General features: G+C 47.8%; 19 protein-coding genes. 14 read left to right on the forward strand and 5 right to left on the reverse strand.

Features of this window, described 5'->3' with window-relative positions; translation table 11 throughout:
* Nucleotides 1-551: 551 nt before the first annotated feature.
* Nucleotides 552-1,889 carry a serine/threonine transporter gene (locus tag UL82_RS01655; RefSeq protein ID WP_046438670.1) on the forward strand — a complete coding sequence of 446 codons (1,338 nt, stop codon included), beginning with the start codon at nucleotides 552-554 and terminating at the stop codon, nucleotides 1,887-1,889.
* 51 nt (nucleotides 1,890-1,940) lie between these two features.
* Nucleotides 1,941-3,317: an L-serine ammonia-lyase gene (locus UL82_RS01660; protein ID WP_046438671.1), complete on the forward strand. Its 1,377-nt coding sequence runs from the start codon at nucleotides 1,941-1,943 to the stop codon at nucleotides 3,315-3,317.
* 410 nt (nucleotides 3,318-3,727) lie between these two features.
* On the opposite strand, the gene UL82_RS11570 is transcribed toward UL82_RS01660, so the two are convergent.
* Complete coding sequence (locus tag UL82_RS11570; RefSeq protein ID WP_197719645.1) at nucleotides 3,728-3,982, reverse strand: hypothetical protein; 255 nt, start codon at nucleotides 3,980-3,982, stop codon at nucleotides 3,728-3,730.
* 466 nt (nucleotides 3,983-4,448) lie between these two features.
* On the opposite strand from UL82_RS11570, the gene UL82_RS01670 reads away from it, so the two are divergent.
* From UL82_RS01670 to UL82_RS01705, 8 genes are all read left to right on the forward strand, one after another.
* Nucleotides 4,449-5,540 (forward strand): asparaginase, encoded by a 1,092-nt coding sequence (locus tag UL82_RS01670; RefSeq protein ID WP_046438674.1) that lies wholly within the window; start codon nucleotides 4,449-4,451, stop codon nucleotides 5,538-5,540.
* A 333-nt stretch (nucleotides 5,541-5,873) separates the two neighbouring features.
* Nucleotides 5,874-6,272 carry a 30S ribosomal protein S8 gene (gene rpsH / locus UL82_RS01675; RefSeq protein ID WP_046438676.1) on the forward strand — a complete coding sequence of 133 codons (399 nt, stop codon included), beginning with the start codon at nucleotides 5,874-5,876 and terminating at the stop codon, nucleotides 6,270-6,272.
* 15 nt (nucleotides 6,273-6,287) lie between these two features.
* Nucleotides 6,288-6,824 carry a 50S ribosomal protein L6 gene (rplF, locus tag UL82_RS01680; protein ID WP_046438677.1) on the forward strand — a complete coding sequence of 179 codons (537 nt, stop codon included), beginning with the start codon at nucleotides 6,288-6,290 and terminating at the stop codon, nucleotides 6,822-6,824.
* Between the two features lie 3 nt (nucleotides 6,825-6,827).
* Entirely contained in the window at nucleotides 6,828-7,229 is a 402-nt protein-coding gene (gene rplR / locus UL82_RS01685) for a 50S ribosomal protein L18 (protein WP_046438678.1), read from the forward strand.
* A 40-nt stretch (nucleotides 7,230-7,269) separates the two neighbouring features.
* Entirely contained in the window at nucleotides 7,270-7,896 is a 627-nt protein-coding gene (gene rpsE / locus UL82_RS01690) for a 30S ribosomal protein S5 (protein ID WP_046438680.1), read from the forward strand.
* A 3-nt stretch (nucleotides 7,897-7,899) separates the two neighbouring features.
* Nucleotides 7,900-8,085 (forward strand): 50S ribosomal protein L30, encoded by a 186-nt coding sequence (rpmD, locus tag UL82_RS01695; RefSeq protein ID WP_046438681.1) that lies wholly within the window; start codon nucleotides 7,900-7,902, stop codon nucleotides 8,083-8,085.
* A 3-nt stretch (nucleotides 8,086-8,088) separates the two neighbouring features.
* Nucleotides 8,089-8,535 carry a 50S ribosomal protein L15 gene (rplO, locus tag UL82_RS01700; RefSeq protein ID WP_046438683.1) on the forward strand — a complete coding sequence of 149 codons (447 nt, stop codon included), beginning with the start codon at nucleotides 8,089-8,091 and terminating at the stop codon, nucleotides 8,533-8,535.
* A 226-nt stretch (nucleotides 8,536-8,761) separates the two neighbouring features.
* Entirely contained in the window at nucleotides 8,762-10,351 is a 1,590-nt protein-coding gene (locus UL82_RS01705; protein WP_046438685.1) for an aspartate:alanine exchanger family transporter, read from the forward strand.
* 1 nt (nucleotide 10,352) lies between these two features.
* Here UL82_RS01705 and UL82_RS01710 read toward each other — a convergent pair whose 3' ends face one another.
* Nucleotides 10,353-12,044 carry a glycoside hydrolase family 13 protein gene (locus tag UL82_RS01710; protein WP_046438686.1) on the reverse strand — a complete coding sequence of 564 codons (1,692 nt, stop codon included), beginning with the start codon at nucleotides 12,042-12,044 and terminating at the stop codon, nucleotides 10,353-10,355.
* Nucleotides 12,041-13,546 carry an alpha-amylase family glycosyl hydrolase gene (locus tag UL82_RS01715; protein WP_046438688.1) on the reverse strand — a complete coding sequence of 502 codons (1,506 nt, stop codon included), beginning with the start codon at nucleotides 13,544-13,546 and terminating at the stop codon, nucleotides 12,041-12,043. Before UL82_RS01715 ends, UL82_RS01710 begins: the two co-directional genes overlap by 4 nt.
* Before the next feature lie 476 nt (nucleotides 13,547-14,022).
* On the opposite strand from UL82_RS01715, the gene UL82_RS01720 reads away from it, so the two are divergent.
* The 4 genes from UL82_RS01720 (at nucleotide 14,023) to UL82_RS01735 (ending at nucleotide 18,573) form a co-directional block, all read left to right on the forward strand.
* On the forward strand, nucleotides 14,023-15,273 hold the full coding sequence (locus UL82_RS01720; RefSeq protein ID WP_046441062.1) for an extracellular solute-binding protein: 1,251 nt from the start codon (nucleotides 14,023-14,025) through the stop codon (nucleotides 15,271-15,273).
* A 160-nt stretch (nucleotides 15,274-15,433) separates the two neighbouring features.
* Complete coding sequence (locus UL82_RS01725) at nucleotides 15,434-16,864, forward strand: carbohydrate ABC transporter permease (protein WP_046438690.1); 1,431 nt, start codon at nucleotides 15,434-15,436, stop codon at nucleotides 16,862-16,864.
* Entirely contained in the window at nucleotides 16,864-17,745 is an 882-nt protein-coding gene (locus UL82_RS01730) for a sugar ABC transporter permease (RefSeq protein WP_046438691.1), read from the forward strand. The genes UL82_RS01725 and UL82_RS01730 overlap by 1 nt, the downstream gene beginning before the upstream one ends.
* Before the next feature lie 78 nt (nucleotides 17,746-17,823).
* Nucleotides 17,824-18,573, forward strand: coding sequence for a TraX family protein (locus UL82_RS01735; RefSeq protein WP_052735838.1), 750 nt, complete (start codon nucleotides 17,824-17,826; stop codon nucleotides 18,571-18,573).
* Here the strand turns inward: UL82_RS01735 and UL82_RS01740 are convergent.
* Both UL82_RS01740 and UL82_RS01745 read right to left on the reverse strand, forming a co-directional pair.
* Nucleotides 18,570-19,811, reverse strand: a complete 1,242-nt coding sequence (locus tag UL82_RS01740) for a DUF4032 domain-containing protein (protein ID WP_046438693.1) — start codon at nucleotides 19,809-19,811, stop codon at nucleotides 18,570-18,572. The two genes, UL82_RS01735 and UL82_RS01740, sit on opposite strands and share 4 nt — an antisense overlap.
* A gap of 124 nt (nucleotides 19,812-19,935) precedes the next feature.
* Nucleotides 19,936-21,072, reverse strand: a complete 1,137-nt coding sequence (locus UL82_RS01745; protein ID WP_046438694.1) for an ABC transporter ATP-binding protein — start codon at nucleotides 21,070-21,072, stop codon at nucleotides 19,936-19,938.
* Between the last annotated feature and the right edge of the window lie 87 nt (nucleotides 21,073-21,159).

Consider the following 21,159-nt stretch of genomic DNA (forward strand, 5'->3'; position numbering starts at 1 on the left):
AAAATGTCCGATTAGGGGGTAAGGGGGACGAGGGGTAAAACGGGAATTGAATCCAATAAAATCTTCCGAACATGAGTAAAAAATGTGGTTTTTGCCAATAGCTACACCTTTTGTGGTGATGAAAATCCCATTCTTTTGGGCAGTCTATCGAATTATCGAAAGAAAAAATACATGGCATTTTATACCGCGACTTAAATGGGACTTATTTTCTTGAACTGCATAAATCGGGCATATCGTATTCAATACCTAGTGAATAATTGATTTCATTAAGGCAAGGATAAATTGGGGAGATATTAATTACATAAAAATAGCCTGATAATATTTTTCGCGGACATAGTTTCATGGTTATTGTCCAAATGTAATGCCAAAGACAAAAGGATGTTAATGGTAACTGGCGTCATAGATCGCCGTCGGTTCTGAATCTTGTCTTCATGTCTAACTGGGGTGTCACCATCTCATGGGATAACAACAGCGAGGCAATAAGGCAGATGAAGGCGACACGAGCCTCCTGAGTTCTTTGGTTGAAATTTCGCGAGAATTTTGGAGAACCCATGTCGCAGACAATTTCCGTGCCGGCAAACCCAGGCTCGGCCGACTCATCATCTACTGACTCTTCTCACTCTGGTTTGGCACCGAAGTGGCGTAAAAGTGATACCGTTTGGGCGTTAAGCCTTTTCGGAACCGCTATCGGTGCCGGCGTTCTTTTTCTCCCTATCAATGCAGGCATCGGCGGCATTATCCCGTTGATCGTTATGTCGATCGTGGCCTTCCCCATGACATATTGGGCGCATAGAGGATTAACCCGTTTTGTCCTCTCTTGCTCGAAGGAAGGTGGAGATCTTACCGATGCCGTCGAGGAACACTTTGGTCGCAAAGCCGGCGCTTTCATGACCATCCTTTATTTCCTCTCCGTGTATCCAATTCTTCTGGTGTACTCGGTAACCATTACTAATACCGTTAACTCATTCTTGGAGAACCAACTTGGTGTAACACCATGGCCACGCTGGCTTATGTCACTGATTTTGGTAGGGGGCTTAATCTTTGTGGTCAGCCTTGGCCGCGACATGATTGTTAAAGCCATGAGCGTCCTGGTCTTCCCATTTATCGGCATTCTGGTCTTGCTATCTTTGTATCTGATTCCTAAATGGAATACCTCGTTATTTGAAACCTTCTCCATGGACTCTGCCCGGGCAGCTACTGGTCAAAGCCTCTGGGTTACCCTGCTGCTGTTAGTGCCAGTGATGGTATTTTCTTTTAACCATTCCCCAATTATCTCTTCTTTCGCCGTCGAAAAGCGCGAAGAATATGGCATCTATGCAGATGAGAAAACCGGCAAGATCCTTAAAGTAGCGCAGATTCTTATGGTCTGTGTGGTTATGTTCTTCGTTTTCTCCTGTGCACTTAGCCTTTCACCACAGGATCTGGCAGCAGCCAAGGAACAAAACATCACCATTTTGTCTTACCTGGCCAACCACTTTGATAACCCAGTTATCCAGTGGGCTGCGCCAATTATTGCCATGATTGCCGTGGCTAAGTCTTTCTTAGGCCACTATCTTGGCGCCGCAGAAGGCTTCCAAGGATTGATTGTTAAGAAAGACGCGAACGCTTCTGTAGAAGCTAAGCAGGATCGTAAACTTGCCCTTATCACGCTTGCTTTTATGCTGGTCACCGCATGGCTAGTTGGTTGGTTAAACCCGTCTATTCTCGGCATGATTGAAACACTCTGTGGGCCTACCATCGCCATCCTTCTTTTCTTGATGCCAATGTATGCAATCCATAAGGTTCCTGCGCTGCAGAAATACCGTGGACGTGCCTCGAACTACTTCATCTTCTTTATGGGACTGGTTGCTTTTGGCACGATCTTCTACAACATCATCCAAGTAATCTAGATCGTTTAGGTTTTCCCGCGATAACTTCGTACTTTTTGCCTAGGAGCAAGAATGTTTATTAGTAGTTTCGATATGTTTAAGATCGGCATCGGCCCATCGAGCTCGCACACACTCGGCCCGATGAAAGCAGGAAAGGCTTTTGCCGATGAGCTAGAAGCGCGAGGACTTTTGGATGCTACCGTCCGTGTACAAGCAGATGTCTATGGTTCTTTGTCGCTAACCGGAATTGGACACGCAACCGATAAAGCCATCATTATGGGACTAGCTGGTTTTGACCCGGAGTCGGTCGATATTGATGCCATGCCTGGTTTCTTAGAAGAAGTGGCCTCATTGCAACGCCTGCCATTATCTGGTGGGAAGAAGCTAGTGAACTTCCCACATGGTAGCGACATTGTTTTCCATAACACCTGCTTGCAGTTGCATGAGAATGGAATGACCATTACCGCTTTTTCAGAAGATGAAGTGCTCTTGCATAAGACGTATTTCTCTATTGGCGGCGGTTTTATTGTGGATGAAGAACACTTCGGAGTAGCCGATGATGATGCTGCACCAGTGCCATTTGAATACCATAGTTCTGCCGAATTCCTCACCATGTGTGACATTGAAGGTCTAAGTATCCCAGAGCTAGAGTGGCGCAATGAAATCGCAGCTGCCCCCGCAGAAGAAGTACGGGTGCATTTAGCCAAGGTTTGGCAAGTAATGCGTGATGGCATTGAACGCGGATCAAGTACTGAGGGAATTCTTCCTGGTGAATTACGCGTACCACGTCGAGCAAAAGCACTGCGAGCTCGCTTGGAAAGCACGAGTGAAAATGAACCACTGCGCATGATGAGCTGGCTTAACATGTTCGCGATGGCAGTCAATGAGGAAAATGCTGCCGGCGGTCGGGTAGTTACCTCGCCAACAAATGGTGCCTGCGGAATATTGCCTGCTGTCTTGTCTTATTGGGACAAATTGGTATCACCGGTAGATGAAAAAACATATACCGATTATTTCCTTACCTGCAAAGTAGTAGGCGCACTATATAAGATGAATGCCTCTATCTCTGGTGCTGAGGTTGGCTGCCAGGGTGAAGTCGGTGTTGCATGCTCGATGGCTGCAGCCGGTGTTGCTCAATTAATGGGTGGCACACCACAGCAAGTCTTTAGCGCAGCAGAGATTGCTATGGAACACAACTTGGGTCTTACCTGCGACCCGGTCTGTGGACAGGTGCAAGTTCCATGCATTGAACGCAATGCGGTAGCTTCTGTGGAAGCAGTGAATGCCGCAAATATGGCCTTGCAAAGGGAATCAACCCCGACGGTATCACTAGACCAGATTATTACCACGATGTATCAAACCGGTAAAGATATGGATTCTAAGTACCGCGAGACCTCTCTCGGTGGTTTAGCTAAAGTAGTGCTACCGAAGCTGATGCCATGTAGCTAATCAAAAACAATAAAGCACCTTTCTTTGGGAAAATTGTGCCAGTAAATTTTTGCACAATCGCAACCAATCAAAGGTGCTTTTTGCTTATGGTTATCGTCGTTGAGCAGCTACAAACGACATTATTGCTGTGATGCAGATATTCGGCTCCTACTGATTGCTGATTGTCATCTTCGTAATAAGCGAAAAATTTGTCTATGAGCCGAATTTAATCAAACTACCAGTAGTAGGAAGTAATGAACCGAGGCAGGGGAGATTTCACAATAGCTGCGCATATACCTTGTGCTAGGTGAAGATAAAAAGAAGGTGGATAGATTAAGTGATCTACCCACCTTGAGCTAACTCATAGGAATTCTACCTCTAGACGTTAGCAAATACCTCGGAAAGCGCCGGGAAAAGAGGATGGTCAGGTTCTATGCCAGTAAAGCTGGTAACGAGTTGATCGGTGTGCTCCCGGCTACCGCGGGCAGCATATATAAAACCATCGAGCCTACCAAGGATCCGATTTTTTCGTTGGGGATCCACCCGTCGGGAATGAACAATGCGGTAATAAGACCCCAGGCGATGAATGCGCCAATATTGGGCATAATCATCGAGGAAAGAAAAGTACCGAATTTTTGAACTTTGACTCTTAATCCGGCCTTTTGAGCAGGCTGTGTAGTAGTCACAAAGCGCCTTCTTTCTAACAAAGTAAAAGTAATGTCGTACGAGGCGCCGCGCGTCATCCTTATTATATTTAAAAGCCAAATTGATATAAATCACATTTGGTTTTCTTTGTAAGTAATTTCATATAAATGCAGGTGGTTTTGACTACCTACCAAGTAAACTGTGTGTTAAGTAACAAAATGCTGGATAATTACTTGTGGGTTAGCGCGTTATTCTTAACAATTGTTAAAACGATAATCGTTTCGGGCGAGTCGATAGAAACGTTTGCATCTTGAGTTAATTGTGGCTTTTGTTGTCGATGCTTTTTACGTTTTGTTGAGTAATCATGCCGGCATTCGGTGGCTTTGCTGAAAGAACACCTATTGACCGCTCTAGGAACATCTTTAGATAAAACACCCATAAATCAGTGGGAAATAAAACGACCACAACACATTGACTGCATAAAAAACAAGAAGGAAGGTCAGAAATATGACTCACTTATTTTCTCGTCGTAGCTTTTTAGGTCTTGGAGCATTAGCTACCGCAGGTAGTGTTGGCGTGTTGAGTGCTTGCGCACAAGAAAATACCGCGAATACCGAATCCAACAGCGCTGATAGCACTAAGAATAGTGATACCAAAGAAATAGACTATTCAATGGTCTCGGGACACTTGGTTGTGTTATCGACCGGTGGGACTATCGCTAGCACCAATGTCAATGGGGCATTAATTCCTACTGTGAGTGGGGAAGAATTAGTAGCGCCGGTATATGAGAAGTTCTCGCACGATAAACTCACAATCGAAGTACGCCAGGTTAGCCAGTTAGACTCCTCGGCAATGACTCTTCACGATACCGATAACATTATCCGTGAAGTGCTCAAGACGGTAGAAGAAGAAAAAGTTACCGGTGTGATCGTTACCCATGGCACCGATTCGATGGAGGAATCAGCCATTGCGGTCGATACTTTCTTAAAAGGCGATAAACCAGTTGTCTTTACCGGTTCCATGCTGCCTTTCGACGATCCTGATACTGACGGTCCTGATAACCTCATGCTGGCAGTAATTACCGCAACCGATACCAAAAACCAAGGAAAAGGCACTTTTATTGCTTTCGGGGGCACAGTGATCCCAGCACGAGGCGCATATAAGTCTCATACCTCGGAAAAAGATGGTTTCCGTAGTAACGCAGGGACGGAAGTTATCCGACCTAAAGCACTTGATTTTCAACTACTAGAATCGCACCGAGTAGATATTATTGCCGCTTACCCTGGGGCTCCTCGAGAATTAATTGAAGCCGCTGTTTCTACTGGTGCAGAAGCACTTGTTATTGAAGGAATGGGCGCTGGAAACGTTGGCGGTGATATTGCGGAAGCAATTGTGGCCGTGGCAGAGAAAAACATTCCAGTTGTTATGACCACCCGAGTAGATGCAGGACTTGTCGAGGGAACCTACGGTGGGGCAGGTGGTGGCGCTACGCTGGCGCAAAAAGGAGTGATTGGTTCGGATTATTTACGTGCCGGGCAGTCTCGGATCTTACTTGCTGCAGCTCTAGCTACTGGCACAGATCCCAAGGAGCTTTTTTAAAGTTTTTGTTACGAGCAGCTTGGATGTGAGTAGCGTCGATAAGCTTAAAAGCTGAAACTAGAAAAAATTTTTTAAAAAAAGTTGGCAAGAACCACAACGTAGAGTACGCTGACCAAACGGACTCGTGTGCCTTTAATCGGGTGCACTGAGACCACTGTACATTTTCACACCTACTTTGTTGTAGGCCCCCGCCTTATGCGACCGTGTTGATTGACTAAAGGTAGCGAGCAACCAGACTATTGAGTCTGTGAAGCGTAAAGTTGCCCCCACAAGCCACGGTAACGCGTTTGTAGGTGGTAGGAACCGCAACGAGAAAGGCATTAGGTCACTTCCATGACCATGACTGATCCTATTGCCGACATGCTGTCGCGCGTGCGCAACGCAAATCATGCGTACCACGACACCGTGTCGATGCCTTCTTCCAAGCTCAAAGTGAACATCGCTGAGATCTTGAAGTCTGAAGGCTACATTGCTCAATACACTGTTGAGGATGCCAAGGTTGGCAAGACCTTGACCCTTGAGCTTAAGTACGGCCCTACACGTGAGCGCTCCATTTCTGGTGTTCGCCGCGTATCTAAGCCGGGTCTACGCGTGTACGCAAAGTCCAACAATTTGCCAAAGGTTCTCGGCGGCCTGGGCGTGGCTATTATCTCCACCTCCCATGGCTTGCTGACGGATCGTCAGGCTACCGAGAAGGGCGTAGGCGGAGAAGTCCTCGCCTACGTCTGGTAAGGGAGGAGCGATAAAATGTCACGTGTAGGTAAGGCACCTATCGCTGTTCCTGCTGGCGTTGAGGTTAAAATCGACGGCCAGGCAGTTGAGGTAAAGGGCTCTAAGGGCACTCTGTCCCTAGAGGTTCCAGCACCGATCGCTGTAACTCAGGAAGGCAACGAGATTCTCGTTACCCGCCCTGACGATCACCGCAAGAGCCGTTCCCTTCATGGTTTGTCTCGTTCCTTGATCAACAACATGATTGTGGGTGTTTCCGAAGGCTACACCATCAAGATGGAAATCTTCGGTGTTGGTTACCGTGTTGCTCTTAAGGGTAAGGATCTTGAATTCTCCTTGGGCTACTCGCACCCAGTGCTTATCGAGGCACCAGAGGGCATCACTTTCGCCGTTGACGGCAACACTAAACTGTCTGTCTCCGGTATCGACAAGCAGAAGGTCGGACAGATCGCCGCCATCATTCGTCGCCTGCGTAAGGACGATCCTTATAAGGGCAAGGGCATTCGCTACGAAGGCGAGCAGATCCGTCGCAAGGTCGGAAAGACGGGTAAGTAAAGCATGAGCAACGAAAATAACGCAAAGCGCCTGCCAGTAGGCAAGGATATTTCTACCCGTCGTCGTGTCGCTCGCGCACGTCGTCACGCACGCATCCGCAAGCACCTGCGCGGTACCCCAGAGGCACCACGTCTTGTAGTGCACCGTTCTTCTCGTCACATGCACGTTCAAGTTATTGATGACATCGCTGGCCACACCTTGGCTGCTGCGTCCACCATCGAAGCTGAAGTACGCGCACTAGACGGTGACAAGAAGGCTAAAGGCGCTAAGGTCGGTCAGCTTATTGCTGAGCGTGCTAAGGCTGCCGGCATCGAGACTGTTGTATTCGACCGTGCCGGTTACAAGTACCACGGCCGTGTGGCTGCACTGGCCGATGCTGCTCGTGAAGGTGGTCTGAAGTTCTAATGATCACCGCAACCCAGAACATCAACGGAAGGATCGCGTAATGCCCGGACGTGAACGGCGTGACGGCGGACGCTCCGCCGACGACAACCAGAACAAGAACGAGCGCCGCGGCGGACGTCGCGACGATCGCCGTAACCAACAACAAGACGAGCGCTCCCAATACATCGAGCGTGTTGTGACCATTAACCGCGTTTCCAAGGTCGTGAAAGGTGGTCGCCGCTTCAGCTTCACCGCCCTCGTGATCGTTGGCGACGGCCAGGGCATGGTCGGCGTTGGCTATGGTAAGGCCAAGGAAGTTCCAGCAGCTATCCAAAAGGGTGCTGAAGAAGCTCGTAAGAATTTCTTCCGCGTTCCTATGGTTGGCGGCACCATCACTCACCCAGTACAGGGTGAGGCAGCAGCCGGCATCGTTATGATGAAGCCAGCTGCTCCTGGTACCGGTGTTATCGCCGGTGGTGCAGCTCGCCCAGTGCTTGAATGCGCTGGCGTGCAGGACATCTTGTCCAAGTCTCTTGGCTCCGACAACGCTATCAACGTTGTGCATGCAACTGTTGACGGCTTGAAGCAGCTCGTTCGTCCAGAAGAGGTCGCCGCTCGTCGTGGCAAGACCCTGGAAGAAGTTGCTCCAGCTCGTATGCTGCGTGCACGCGCAGGACAGGAGGCTTAAGACATGGCCCTCAAGATTACCCAATACAAGGGATTGGTCGGTGCTAACCCTAAGCAGCGCAAGAACATGGCTGCTCTTGGACTCAAGCGCATCGGTCACTCCGTCGTCCGCCAAGACAATGCAGCTGTGCGCGGCATGATTGATGTCGTACGTCACATGGTGACTGTCGAAGAAGTGGCAGGGGAGTAAACAATGAGCGAACCAATTAAGCTCCACGACTTGCGCCCAGCAAAGGGTGCACACAAGGCTAAGACCCGCGTTGGCCGCGGTGAAGCTTCCAAGGGTAAGACCGCTGGACGTGGTACCAAGGGCACCAAGGCTCGTAAGCAAGTTTCGGCTGCTTTCGAGGGTGGCCAGATGCCTATCCACATGCGTCTGCCTAAGTTGAAGGGCTTCAAGAACAACAACAAGATCTACTTCCAGGTCGTTAACGTTGCTGATCTTGAAAAGGCCTTCCCGCAGGGCGGCGATGTCACTGTGGCAGATCTTGTCTCAGCTGGTCTAGTTCGTAAGAACCAGCCAGTGAAGGTACTTGGCGACGGCGAGTTGGCAGTAAAGATCAACATCACTGCTGACAAGTTCTCTAAGTCTGCTGTAGAGAAGATCGAGGCTGCTGGCGGTAGCGTAACTGCTTCCTAAAAGCATTCTTTTAAACTAAGAGCTCACCACCGGTAATAAGGTGGTGAGCTTTTGTTATCTGGTGCTTGTCCGATAAAGCTCTTACCTGTAATCACATATAGTTTTGTGTGGCTCAGGGAGAATAGGGTGATGCATTTTTCTCACTTTTGCTGCCACGGGCGTTTTCTGTGCCTACAATGAAAATTGTTGTCTGGCAACAGCACCTGGCAAAGGGCAGGAGAAGGCATTGTTAGCGGTATATGAGTTTTTCGCGCTGCATCCGATTGTTCTTATTTGTCTCCTCATTGGGGTAGGCATGGCGATAGGGAAAATCCGTATCCACGGAATTGGACTTGGCGCAGCGGCAGTACTTTTCCTTTCTATTGCGGTCTCTGCGCTTGCTGCTGGGCATGGGTTTGATGTTTCCCTCCACCATGAGATTGGTCATTTTGGATTAGCGCTTTTTGCTTTTACTATCGGAATTACCGCTGGTCCTAGTTTTTTCCATGGGCTTCGTACCGCTGTTGGGCCTATTGCTGCAACAACTCTACTTTTTATTGTTATTGCAATAGTTGCTTATGTGCTTGGCGTGCATATATTCGGCATGGATATTGCGCTTGTTGCTGGCATTTTTGCTGGCGCGTTGACTAACACACCGGCGTTAGCAGCTGCTGGAGCAGCATCGGGAAACGAGGGGTTAGCGACAATCGGCTATTCGGTAGCGTATCTTTTAGGCGTTATTGTCATGATTACAGCAAGTTATTTTGCCTTAGGATATAGCAAGCGCGATAAGGATGCACCGAGTCCGTTGGCTAATCAAACAATTTTTGTTGAACGTACCGATAGCCCTAAGCTGAGCGATATTTATCATTTTGCTCAGCGCAAAATTACTTTTACCCGGATCAAGCGTGGCGACGATCCCATGGAATACCCCGATATAGACGATGTGCTGCATAAGGGTGATCTGCTTACTATTGTTGGCCCACGGAAAGAACTTGCTCGGGTTGCTTTAGTGCTGGGGCGAGATTCAAAAGAATCATTGATTCAGGATCGTTCCACGCTTGATTTTCGACGTATTACGGTTTCTGATCCTAAGATTGCTGGTCAAAGCATTGATCAATTAAATATGGCAGGTCGTTTCCACGCGACTATTTCTAGAGTTCGCCGCGGTGACATTGATATGATTGCCGATCCACATCTGGTGTTACAAGAAGGCGATCGGGTTCGTGTGGTTGCCCCAACAAAGAAAATGCCGGAGATAACAAAGTTTTTTGGTGATTCGGCAAGCGGATTATCAGATATCAACCCGGTGGTGCTTGGCCTAGGTATGGCGGTTGGACTATTTATTGGTGGGGTAAGTTTTAAAGTAGGGGATTCTTCAATTCAGCTTGGTGCAGCAGCTGGAACCTTAATAGTTGGCCTTATTTTAGGAAAAATTGGTCGTATCGGTCCGGTTATCACTACCATCTCGCATACGGCAGCAATGGTGCTCTCTGAATTTGGGTTACTTGTCTTTCTCGCCCAAGCAGGTAGCGTGGCAGGCAGCCAAGTTAGTGAGGCTTTTGCCTCTGGCGAGTGGATTCATATCTTATTACTTGGTGCCATTTTGACTACGCTCATGGCAGTGAGCATTTACGCTACGATGCGCTGGTTATTTAATATGGGTGGAACTCGACTATCTGGTTTCCTTGCCGGTGTGCAAACGCAACCTGCGGTACTGGCCTTTGCTAATGCGCGAACCAATTTTGATCCGCGCATAGCCTTGGGTTACTCATTGATCTACCCGGTGGCAATGATTGTAAAAATCTTGGTTGCACAGGTACTTGGTGGGCTTTAGCCTAATCCGCTTGTAGCCAGCAAGTAGTATGCGCTGGAATAGTGTCAGTTACTGGCTGTGTAGCTAGCACAGTGTGCATGCCAGCTGGCATCGGTAACCCTTGCTCGAAGGTGGTAATAATGAGTATCTCAGCGCGTCCGTTGCGGCGATTGATATAGGCCAACACATTATCCGGGTACCCTTCGGCAGCTAATAACTCTCCCTCACCTAAGCGGAGTGAGCGTCGTAAAGCAAGCATGGTACGGAAGAAATTCAGGGTGCTCTTGGGGTCATCTTTTTGCGTATCGACGGCCAACTGTGCCCAATCCTGAGGCTGTGGAAGCCAAGTATCACCCTGCGGGCTAAAGCCAAAACCCGGTGCGTGCGCTACCCAGGGAAGCGGTATACGACAGCCATCCCGACCAGGAATTTTGCCGTGGGAACGGATGAAAGTAGGGTCTTCGCGTAGCTCGTCGTCCAAGGTGGTGTGTTCTGGCAGGCCTAGTTCTTCGCCCTGGTAAATGTAGGTACCACCGGGAAGAGCGCTAATAAGTGCATGAGCAGATAAGGAGCGTTTTTGCCCTAGGCAGTAATCAGGTTGTGGATCGCTAGCACGAATACCATTGGGACGATCCGCAACGTTGCTTAATCCCATGCGGCTACTAGCGCGTACCACATCGTGATTGGATAATACCCAGGTTACCGGTGCTGCTACCGAGTCAAGATCGGCGTAGCTTTGGGCAATGACTCTGCGAAGATCTGCTGGCTGCCACGGGCAGGTTAAAAATTGGAAATTGAAGGCTTGGTGCATTTCGTCGGCACGTAAATAATCTGCCAATGGATCCACCCAGGCTTCGGCAACTAAGATTTTATCCGTACCAAATTCGTGCAGTACTTTGTTCCAGCGTCGATAAATTTCGTGTACACCAGGACGATTCCACATTGGTGGTGGCGGAACATCCGCTGGTGTATCAGAACCACCATCAACCATTTCCCAGTGGTACTGCCAATCAGGTAGTTGTGGATCTTTATCTAACCCGTGGGCAACATCGACCCGGAAACCATCGATACCGCGACGAAGCCAAAAACGCAGAATATCGTCGAATTCGGCACGGACTTCTTCATTTGACCAGTTAAGATCGGGCTGACTGGAATCAAAGAGATTGAGATACCACTGTGGATCATTTTCCCAGGCCGAGCCAGGAGCATCCAAGCGCTGACTTACTTTTGTCCAGGCTGAACCACCAAAAACTGAGAGCCAATCGGTGGGTGGTAATTCGCCGTGAGTACCTCGCCCATCAGCGAACCAATAGCGTTGACGTGCTGCTGATCCAGGCTGGGCGTGTAGTGCCTCTTGAAACCACGCATGCTGATCCGAAGTATGGTTGGGTACTAGATCGAAAAGTACTTTGAGCCCGAGTTCATGAGCACGCTCAATGAGTTTTTCGGCATCAGCGCGAGTGCCAAAAAGCGGATCAATATCGCGGTAGTCGGAAACATCATAACCACCGTCTTTTTGTGGGGAACGATAAAAAGGTGAAATCCATACAGCATCCGCGCCCAAGTTCGCTATATGCTCAAGCCGAGAAGTAATCCCTGCTAATGTGCCATAAGCTCCTTTATCACTGGCAAAAGACTTAGGATAAATTTGGTAAATAACAGCTTTGCGCCACCAATCATTCTGGTTATGCGCTGGGTGAATGATTTGGCTCATGAATTCTCCTTAATAATGCAGGCGCTAAGTTGGTCAAGTGTGTTGTGATCATATTTACCTAGGGCAAAAAGAACTGTTCCCGAAGGTATCTCAACAGCTGTGTGTCCTACATTAATCACCACTAGTAAGTCGCCGCGATAGTAACGCAATACCTTTGGCGAGTCGATAGTTTCAAAACGGAAATTATGATAATCAGTTAGTTCTTGAGTATCTTTGCGCAGTGCAATCAGTTGACGCACTAGTGTGCGCAATTCTTCTTCTGCTTGAAAGTGCTTATCGACGGGCATGAGTGCATTGGGTGGTGTCGGCCACATATTTCCGCGGCTTCCGGTACGAGCATAGCCGCCCTCAATTGTTGGTACTTCAAGGTAGCGCATGCCAATTTCATCGCCATAGTAAATAAATGGCACACCGGGCATAGTGAGCAGGAAGAAGAAAAATAAGCTGCGTTCGGCAAGGTTAAGCCGTGGGGCGAGTCTGGGAGTGTCGTGGTTGCAGCTAATGAGGCTGATATAGCCTTGAGTGGAGGTTTGGCTATATAACCAGGAATAGTCGTCGATAAATCCTTGAGCAGAAGTAGCAGAATCAGAGTTAAAGAAGCTTATATCATTTTCGCGCAGCAAGGTGGTGTCTGTATCGCGGGCAAGCTGGTTGTAGCCATTATGGAAATCCCCGAAGCGCCAATCTAGTTGGAAATCCATATCGAAGCCAGCCGCAAAAGCTTGCCATGGACGACCCCATTCGGATACAAAAGCCGCTTCCGGAAAATCGGGACGCACGAGGGCAAAAATGTCTTGCCAGACTTTAATGGTTTCTGTTTTTTCAGGATCGTTTTTTACTAAGGAATCAGCCATATCCACCCGGAAGCCATCTGCCCCACGGGATAACCAATAACGCATTACCTCGGCAATAGCATGTTTATTAGCTGTTGGCCCAGCGGCGGTGGGGTGGTCGTGCCATGGTTTAGTGGGATGAGCAAAACCAAAGTTCAGTGCAGGTTGGCATTTAAAGAAATTCAGTACATAAGCCGCATTGCGAGGAGATTCTCCACTAATAAATGGCATGCGCTCGTCTTGGCTGCCTTCAAAAGCGCTTGAGGTCCAAATATAACGATCGCTAAATTCATTAGTGGTTAATTCAGCACTGCGTTGGAACCATACATGTTCTTCACTGGTATGTCCAGGAACAAGATCAAGAAGTACTTTTATCCCGCGTTGGTGGGCAGCTTGGAATAGTTGTTCTAAATCATCATTAGTGCCATAACGAGAAGCAACGGTGAGATAGTCGCGAACATCGTAGCCAGCATCTTTAAAAGGTGAGTCGAAGAGGGGATTAAGCCATAAGGCAGTAATGCCAAGGTCATGTAGATAATCCAATTTGGAAATAATTCCTGGAATATCACCAATTCCGTCATCATTGGTATCGCAAAAAGACTGTGGATAAATCTCGTAGAAAACAGCTTTTTCAAGCCACGGAGGGCAGTCATAGCGCCGATCAAACATGTTTTTACCCTACCTTTGGGGGTGGTTGAAAAGCGGAAAAAGACTTGTTCCATGGTTCCCACATTATTGGTTAGCTGCGGTATTAATTTGACCTCGTCTGTATTTACTCCCCTAGAAGTAAAATCGGACAAAACCGGGCATTAAGTGCGAGTTTTTAGTTATATCTAGCAAAACTTTAGCTAAGAGGCACTGGTGGAGATCTATGTCATCATGTTGGAATTATATGATTCTTTTCACCTTTTTATGGGGTTGTGGTTAAGGGTAATCATTTTCGTGATCTGTCTCAATAAAACCGATAGTGTGCTATTGCATCACAGTGGGTAAAGTTATAACACAGTGGTGATGACCAGTGTTCCCCTGGGGCATCTTTTAAAAGAAAAGATATGCCGAAGCCAAACTTGGCTCGCGCGAGCTGCGCATTGTACTGGTTGTTTGCCAAACCTATTTGCCCAAAGATACAAGGTGGTGAAATGGACATGGTCCATACCAAGAAGTTAATCGCTGTTCTCGGCGTCGCCGCACTAGGATTGAGTGCTTGCTCGAGCGACTCTTCTAGTTCTTCTGCTAGCTCTGATTCCTCTTCTGGTGAGAAGACCCAGAACGTGACTTTGGCTGTGTGGACTGCACAAGAAGAGCAGAGCGATTCTAATTCTTGGTTGCAGACAATGCAGCGAGAATTTGAAAAACAAAATCCTAACTACAACATCACCTGGAAGAACTCTGTTGTTCCAGCTGCTGATGCCGGTACCACGGTAAACCAGGATCCTTCCGCAGCTGCAGACGTCTATGTTTTTGCTAATGACCAGCTAGGTGCCTTACTTGATTCTGGCGCTATTGGTGCGCTTTCTGACGATGGCCAAGCACAGCTGAACGAACAAGGTTCTGAGACTATGGTTGCCTCGGTAACCGGTCAAGATGGCGATGTTTATGGTCTTCCTTATGAGCCAAACACCTGGTTCATGTACTACAACAAGTCTAAGCTCAGCGAGGATGATGTTAAGAGCTTTGACACCATGTTAGAAAAAGCTCGCGTCTCCTTCCCAATGTCAAACTCCTGGTATCTTCCAGCTTTCTATGCTGCAGCAGGTGCAACCTTCTTTGGCGAGGACGGCCTCGATAAGGATGCTGGTATTAATCTCGGCGACCGAGCAACGGAAGTTACTGAATACCTGACCACTGTTGTTTCAAACCCGAACTTCGTTAACGACGTCGATGGTGCCGGTATCGGTGGCCTCGCTAATGGCAACGTTGATGTTGTATTCTCCGGTGCTTGGGACGCTAAGAACGTCCAGGAAGCACTAGGGGACAACTATGGTGTTGCATCTCTACCTACCTACACACTCGGTGGCGAGGAACTACAACTTAAGGCATTCTCCGGTTCCAAGGCTGTTGCCTATAACCCAAACACGGCAAACCCACGGGTTGCTTCCGAGTTCGCTGCATTCCTTGCTTCGAGTGACTCTCAGCTCACTCACTTCGAACTTAATGGTGTTATCCCAGCCGACAAGACACTAGCTGCTGATTCCACTATTTCTTCTGATCCAGTATCGGTAGCTTTGCTTGAAACCGTCAGTGATGCTTCCATTTTGCAGCCAACCTTTAAGGCTATGTCTCAGTTCTGGGATCCAACTGAGAACTTCGGTAAGGCATTGGTGAACAAGGAAGTCACCGCGGCTAATGCTGCCGAGAAGATCGATGCATTGAGCACCAGCTTAAAGCAACTCTAAATAGCTTCATGACTATGTGATGAGCCCAGAACTTTCGGTACCTATTGTTGGTCTGGGCTCATTATCATGACTGCTCTTATTATGCGCGCATCGTGGGGTATCCCATGAGCGTCGCTCGTTATATGTCGTTGAAAAAGAATGAAGGAGGGAGGAAAGACTCATGACTGCTCCAGCAATTGAACAGCAAGAGCCACTGGTCGTGCCCACAAAACCTATAAAGAAGCAGAAGAAGCGTGGCGCAAAACGTAGCGATGCGCCTAGCCCTTATCGTATCTCTCAAGCTTGGTCACAGGGAGATATAAAAACAAAGCTTTCATTAGTTATTTTTGGTCTAGGCAATATTACCCGTAAGCAGTACACAAAGGGTATCGCTTTTCTCGCCATAGAACTTATTGCCTTATACGCTTTTTTCACTAAAGGAATTCCTGCGCTTAAGGAATTACCATCCTTAGGTACCGGTGAACAGACTCGTGTCAAAGTTGATGGATTCTGGACCTACCAAAATAGTGATCCATCAGTAGTTATTTTGCTTGGTGGAGTAGCTTCTGTCTTCCTCACCCTCGTCTTTATTTGGTTTGCAACTATTGCCTTGCGCAGTGGCTATAAAGCACAGGTATTTGAGCAAAAACGAGGTAGTGCTCGCTCGCTAAAAGAAGACCTTCATGCATTAACTGATGATGATGCCCCAATTTTGCTGATGAGTCTGCCAGTAGCTGGCATCCTTATCTTTACGGTATTGCCCTTGGTGTTCATGATCTCCATGGCATTTACCAGCTACGATTCAAATCACGTTCAGAAGTTCGACTGGGTTGGGTTAGATAACTTCTACGCTGTGTTCTCCAATGAAGGTGGCGCTGTTAATGGCCGACTATTCCTTCAGGTTCTTACCTGGACTTTAGTGTGGGCATTTTTTGCTACCTTCTTGAACTACTTTGCGGGCATGGTCTTAGCGATGATCATTAACCGCAAAACCACTCGTGGTAAATCATTCTGGCGGGCAATTTTCTCCCTATCAGTGGCAGTGCCACAGTTCGTTACTTTGCTGATTATGCGCTCAATGCTGCAACCAGAAGGTATTATTAACCGGCTCTTGCAGGACTGGGGTTTGACGGATTCTGCACTACCATTTTTCACTGATGCCACATGGGCACGAGTTACCGTGATTCTTATCAACCTGTGGGTTGGTATTCCATACACCATTATGCAGGTCACCGGTATTTTGCAGAATATTCCAGGTGAACTCTATGAGGCAGCACGCCTTGATGGCGCTAACTGGTGGCAGATTTATCGCAATGTCACCTTGCCATACATGCTGTTTGTGACCACCCCGTACCTGATTACAACTTTCACCGCTAACGTTAATAACTTTAACGTGATTTATATGCTCTCTGGCGGAGACCCAACTCCAGTGGGCGCTTCTGCTGGTAAGACAGATCTTTTGATTACCTGGCTGTATAAACTAACCGTCGATCGTGGCGACTACAACCTGGGCGCAGTCATCGGTATTTTCACCTTCATTGTTCTCTCTGTGGTGGCTTTGATTACGTACCGCCGAAGCGGCTCGTACCGTAACGAGGAAGGATTCCAGTGATGACTATCGATCAAGATAAATATACGACCACAAACCAACGTCGTATGCGTCGGATCACTGATATTGTGGTGCATACCTTCCTTGGCATTCTAGCGTTTCTATGGATTATTCCTATCGTATGGGTCGTTGCAGAAAGTTTTAACGCTAACCCTGCTCCATACACCAATACGTTTTTCCCAACGGAATATAGCCTAGATAACTACACCAAACTTTTTACCGATACCCAGGTGTTGAACTTCCCGAAGATGTTCCTTAACACCCTGATTATCGCTATTTTTACTTGCTTGATCAGTGTTACCTTCGTGATGTTGGTTTCTTATTCGCTTTCGCGGATGCGCTTTAGCTTCCGTAAAGTCTATATGAATATTGCACTGATTTTGGGTATGTTCCCAGGCATTATGAGTGTGGTAGCTATTTACTTCATTCTTAAAGCAATGGGGCTTACCCAGGGCTGGACTACCAACCTAGCGCTGATTATCGTTTATTCGGCTGGTTCTGGCATGGGCTTTTATATGATGAAGGGCTTCATGGATACTATTCCAATTTCCTTAGATGAAGCTGCTTTGCTTGACGGTTGTACCCGGTGGCAAATCTTCTACATGATTATTCTCCCCATTGCCCGTCCGATGATTGTTTATCAAGCAATTATTGGCTTCCTTACCCCATGGCTAGATTTTGTACTAGCAAAAGCTATTGCCCGTACCCAGGAAAACTATACGGTTTCTTTAGGCCTGTGGAAGATGCTAGAGCGAGAATACATTTATGACTGGTTTGCTCGTTTCGCAGCTGGTGCAGTATGTATTTCTATTCCTATCGCGATCCTATTTATCGTGATGCAACGCTTCTACCAGGAATCTATGGCCGGTTCCGTTAAGGGTTAAGCTTTTTAACGCGCCCATAGGCTCTTCATAGAGCCCAGGGCGCGTTCGTGCGTTCTATATAAGATAAGTGAGTAAAAAGTGAGTACTCAGACCCCACCTGGTATTGGTCATGGCTTTGGCCTGCGTAAATTATTAATAATTGCTTCTTGGTTGGCAGGTAGCCAGATCATTGGACGCGCATTTATTGTTTTTGATGATGCAGATCTTGCAGAGCAATCGCTGGGGCTTTTAACCTGGGGTTTACTTTTTGAAGTCATCTCATGGGCGGCTGTACCCATTTTTACTTGGTACTTTGTTTATTTGATTAAACGTGGTTGTGCGTTACGTCAACTTTTTCTTTGGACAGTTGTACTTGCTGCGGTTTCTGAGATTCCTTATGACCTAGTAAGTGAGGGCTCTTTTTTCAGTTTGGCTAGCCAGAACCCAGTGTGGGCATTAGCAATGAGCATAATTTTGCTGACCGCAATTCAATATACTCAACCACTGCCGCAGTTAGCCCGGATAGTAATTCTTGTCTGCGTGTTTGCAGCTGCTGTTTTCTGGCTCATTCTGCTAAGCATCGGTGTCCGACTAGGTATTGCACCACTAGGGGTATTAGTTATCGGGTTTTTCTTTATTTTCTATTACCTATGGGATCAAGAAAACCGAATGATGCTTAGCACTGGTGGCTTTGGTGCAGTGATGTTTATGACTCCTGGTATCGGTGTGGTTTTCTTGCACTATCGGGCACCACTGATCCAGCAGGATACCCTGGTTTCTCGAATCTGGATGTGGTGTTATCCCATCGTTCTAGGGGTAGCTGGCCTGGTATTTTATTTCTTTACCTAGGCTTGAGAAAGTTCGTCGTGCGGATCAAGATCTAAAAAGACGGCTTCGTCACGACGGGTAGGTAGAACTGTGTTGATATAGTGCTCGGCGGCTTCTTGCAGGGGAACCTCGTAACCAGCCTGTTCGGAAAGATACCACTGGTTCTCAATAACCTCGTGGAACATCTGTGCCGGTTGTAGCTTGGCGGCATATTCCGTCGGAATCATAGAAATAATCGGCTCAAAAACCTTATTAAGCCATTCATGGGCTACTTGTACCTCAGCGATATTGTCTTTGCCGTTAATTGCTCGATAAGCAGCAATCGCATTAAGAATACGACGCGCCTGCCCCTCTTGAACATCCATACCAGTAAGCCGCATGAGTGCACGGTGATGGTGCCCAGCATCTACTACTCGCGGACGCATAATAAGTTTTTGTCCCTGATCGGTAGTGTCAATTTTAAGCTCCCCGACATCGAAACCCAGCTTATTAAGCTTTTCGACGCGACTTTCTACTTTCCAATACTCATCAGCATTGATTGCTTGCTCACCAGTAAGTTCATGCCAGAGCAACTCGTATTTACTTATAATTCGATTGCCAATATCAATTGTGTCAATGTCTTCGGGCAATAAAGCACCACTTTGCAGATCCATCAGCTCACCGATGATATTCACTCGCGCTATTTCTAGGTCATAAAGTCGACGAGAATCAGTAAGTTGTGGTTGTAATTCACCAGTTTCTGCATCAACGAGATAACCGGAGAAAGAATCAGCGTCACGACGAAAAAGAGTATTGGACAAGCTGACATCGCCCCAGAAGAAATTAAGCAGATGCATTCGTACTAAGAGCACAGCGAGTGAGTCGATAAGCCGGTCAGCTGTTTCAGCGCGCATAGCTTGGGAAAATACCGCACGGTAGGGGAGTGAAAACTCTAAGTGCTCCGTGACTAACGCTGCGGTAAGCTCTTCCCCATTTTCATCTTTACGTCCGGTGATAACTGCTAGCGGTTGTACCGCAGGAGCGCCAAGGCGACGCAGATCACGTAGCATTCTATATTCGTGATGGGCAGAACGCTGTCCGATTTCTTTTATTGCAATAACCATGCCTGGGATTTTGACGAAGCGCACTTCATGGCGAGAAATACCGCGCGGCAGCGCGGCAAGGAGTTCTTCAGGCCAGTCCACAAGTGGAAGGTGCCACGGTAGTCCAAGAAGTGCAGGCGCAATAGTCCCATTAGTGATGTGCATCGATGGTTGCATAAATTTTTATTCTAGTGCTTTTCAAACAAGCATGTTGTTGTGGTGTGCGTGAGAAAAAATACGTCGAAAAGCAAAAGAAGCACAGAGTCTATCTTTGACAAACTCTGTGCTTAATTAACCAACCTTAGTCTGGTAGACGATTGCCGGTCGCTTTAGAGAAGTTATGTTGTGCACCTTCGCGGATACGAACATGAACGATCGAACCAATTGGTGGCGCGCTACGAGGTGCGGTGCGGATAATAATGGTGTCAGTGGACTCATCATCTGGGTTGGCATCGGTACCAGAGCCAAGGCTACCGCCACCGGCAAGGGTGCCATACATATACGCATCAGATCCAAGCTCTTCTACTAAGCTGAGCTTGACCGGAATAGTATTTTCTTCCGTCTCACTGACTACTTCGAGAGCTTCGGGACGGAAACCAATAACAATCTTACCGTTGTCTGCTGGGGTAATCGCAGCCAAAGTAGCCTGGGAAAGCGGTACTCGAGCGCGGCCAAGAACAGCATTTGTGCCTTCGATGGTAAAAGTACCCAAGTTCATTGCTGGGGAACCAATGAACCCAGCGACGAACTCGTTGGCAGGGCGATCATAAAGCTCCCGTGGGGTGCCAATCTGCTGGAGAATACCGAATTTTAGTACGGCGATGCGATCTCCCATGGTCAAAGCTTCGGTTTGATCGTGGGTAACATACATAGTGGTGACATTCAGCTCGCGCTGGAGAGCAGCAATCTGAGTACGGGTTTGCACACGTAGCTTTGCATCCAAGTTAGACAATGGCTCGTCCATTAAGAATACCTCTGGCTTACGCACAATCGCCCGACCCATGGCGACACGCTGGCGCTGACCGCCAGAAAGAGCCTTTGGTTTGCGATCAAGGTATTCCGTGAGATCCAAGGTGCGGGCAGCCTCTTCCACGCGTGCATTGATTTCCTCTTTAGGGCGACCGTCGATTTTCAGCGCAAAGCCCATATTTTCACGCACAGTCATATGCGGATAAAGAGCATAATTCTGGAAAACCATAGCGATGTCACGATCTTTTGGTGGCATATCGGTGACATCGCGATCACCAATAAGAATGCGACCGGAGGTGACATCTTCTAGGCCGGCGAGCATCCGCAAGGTGGTGGATTTACCGCAACCGGAAGGACCGACAAGAACGAGGAACTCACCATCAGCGATCTCAATATCAAAAGAATCGACGGAAGGCTTGTCTGCGCCAGGATAAACGCAGGTGGCTTTTTCAAAAACAACGCGTGCCATTAAAGGCTCCTTTACTGTGCTTCATCGGCAGGTACGTGCCGAACGATCCGAGTGAAGTGCGCCCCAGTTTGACTGGGAACCGACCTT

The organism is Corynebacterium kutscheri (genome assembly GCF_000980835.1).
Lineage (GTDB): Bacteria > Actinomycetota > Actinomycetes > Mycobacteriales > Mycobacteriaceae > Corynebacterium > Corynebacterium kutscheri.

What these genes read in the sequence shown, in the direction of transcription:
- rpsE (WP_046438680.1), top strand. Translation starts at nt 7,270, where the DNA reads ATGCCCGGACGTGAACGGCGTGACGGCGGACGCTCCGCCGACGACAAC.
- rpmD (WP_046438681.1), top strand. Translation starts at nt 7,900, where the DNA reads ATGGCCCTCAAGATTACCCAATACAAGGGATTGGTCGGTGCTAACCCT.
- rplF (WP_046438677.1), top strand. Translation starts at nt 6,288, where the DNA reads ATGTCACGTGTAGGTAAGGCACCTATCGCTGTTCCTGCTGGCGTTGAG.
- UL82_RS01660 (WP_046438671.1), top strand. Translation starts at nt 1,941, where the DNA reads ATGTTTATTAGTAGTTTCGATATGTTTAAGATCGGCATCGGCCCATCG.
- rplO (WP_046438683.1), top strand. Translation starts at nt 8,089, where the DNA reads ATGAGCGAACCAATTAAGCTCCACGACTTGCGCCCAGCAAAGGGTGCA.
- UL82_RS01730 (WP_046438691.1), top strand. Translation starts at nt 16,864, where the DNA reads ATGACTATCGATCAAGATAAATATACGACCACAAACCAACGTCGTATG.
- UL82_RS01715 (WP_046438688.1), bottom strand. Translation starts at nt 13,546, where the DNA reads ATGTTTGATCGGCGCTATGACTGCCCTCCGTGGCTTGAAAAAGCTGTT.
- UL82_RS01710 (WP_046438686.1), bottom strand. Translation starts at nt 12,044, where the DNA reads ATGAGCCAAATCATTCACCCAGCGCATAACCAGAATGATTGGTGGCGC.
- UL82_RS01655 (WP_046438670.1), top strand. Translation starts at nt 552, where the DNA reads ATGTCGCAGACAATTTCCGTGCCGGCAAACCCAGGCTCGGCCGACTCA.
- UL82_RS01720 (WP_046441062.1), top strand. Translation starts at nt 14,023, where the DNA reads ATGGTCCATACCAAGAAGTTAATCGCTGTTCTCGGCGTCGCCGCACTA.
- UL82_RS01745 (WP_046438694.1), bottom strand. Translation starts at nt 21,072, where the DNA reads ATGGCACGCGTTGTTTTTGAAAAAGCCACCTGCGTTTATCCTGGCGCA.
- UL82_RS01670 (WP_046438674.1), top strand. Translation starts at nt 4,449, where the DNA reads ATGACTCACTTATTTTCTCGTCGTAGCTTTTTAGGTCTTGGAGCATTA.
- rpsH (WP_046438676.1), top strand. Translation starts at nt 5,874, where the DNA reads ATGACCATGACTGATCCTATTGCCGACATGCTGTCGCGCGTGCGCAAC.
- UL82_RS01725 (WP_046438690.1), top strand. Translation starts at nt 15,434, where the DNA reads ATGACTGCTCCAGCAATTGAACAGCAAGAGCCACTGGTCGTGCCCACA.
- rplR (WP_046438678.1), top strand. Translation starts at nt 6,828, where the DNA reads ATGAGCAACGAAAATAACGCAAAGCGCCTGCCAGTAGGCAAGGATATT.
- UL82_RS01740 (WP_046438693.1), bottom strand. Translation starts at nt 19,811, where the DNA reads ATGCAACCATCGATGCACATCACTAATGGGACTATTGCGCCTGCACTT.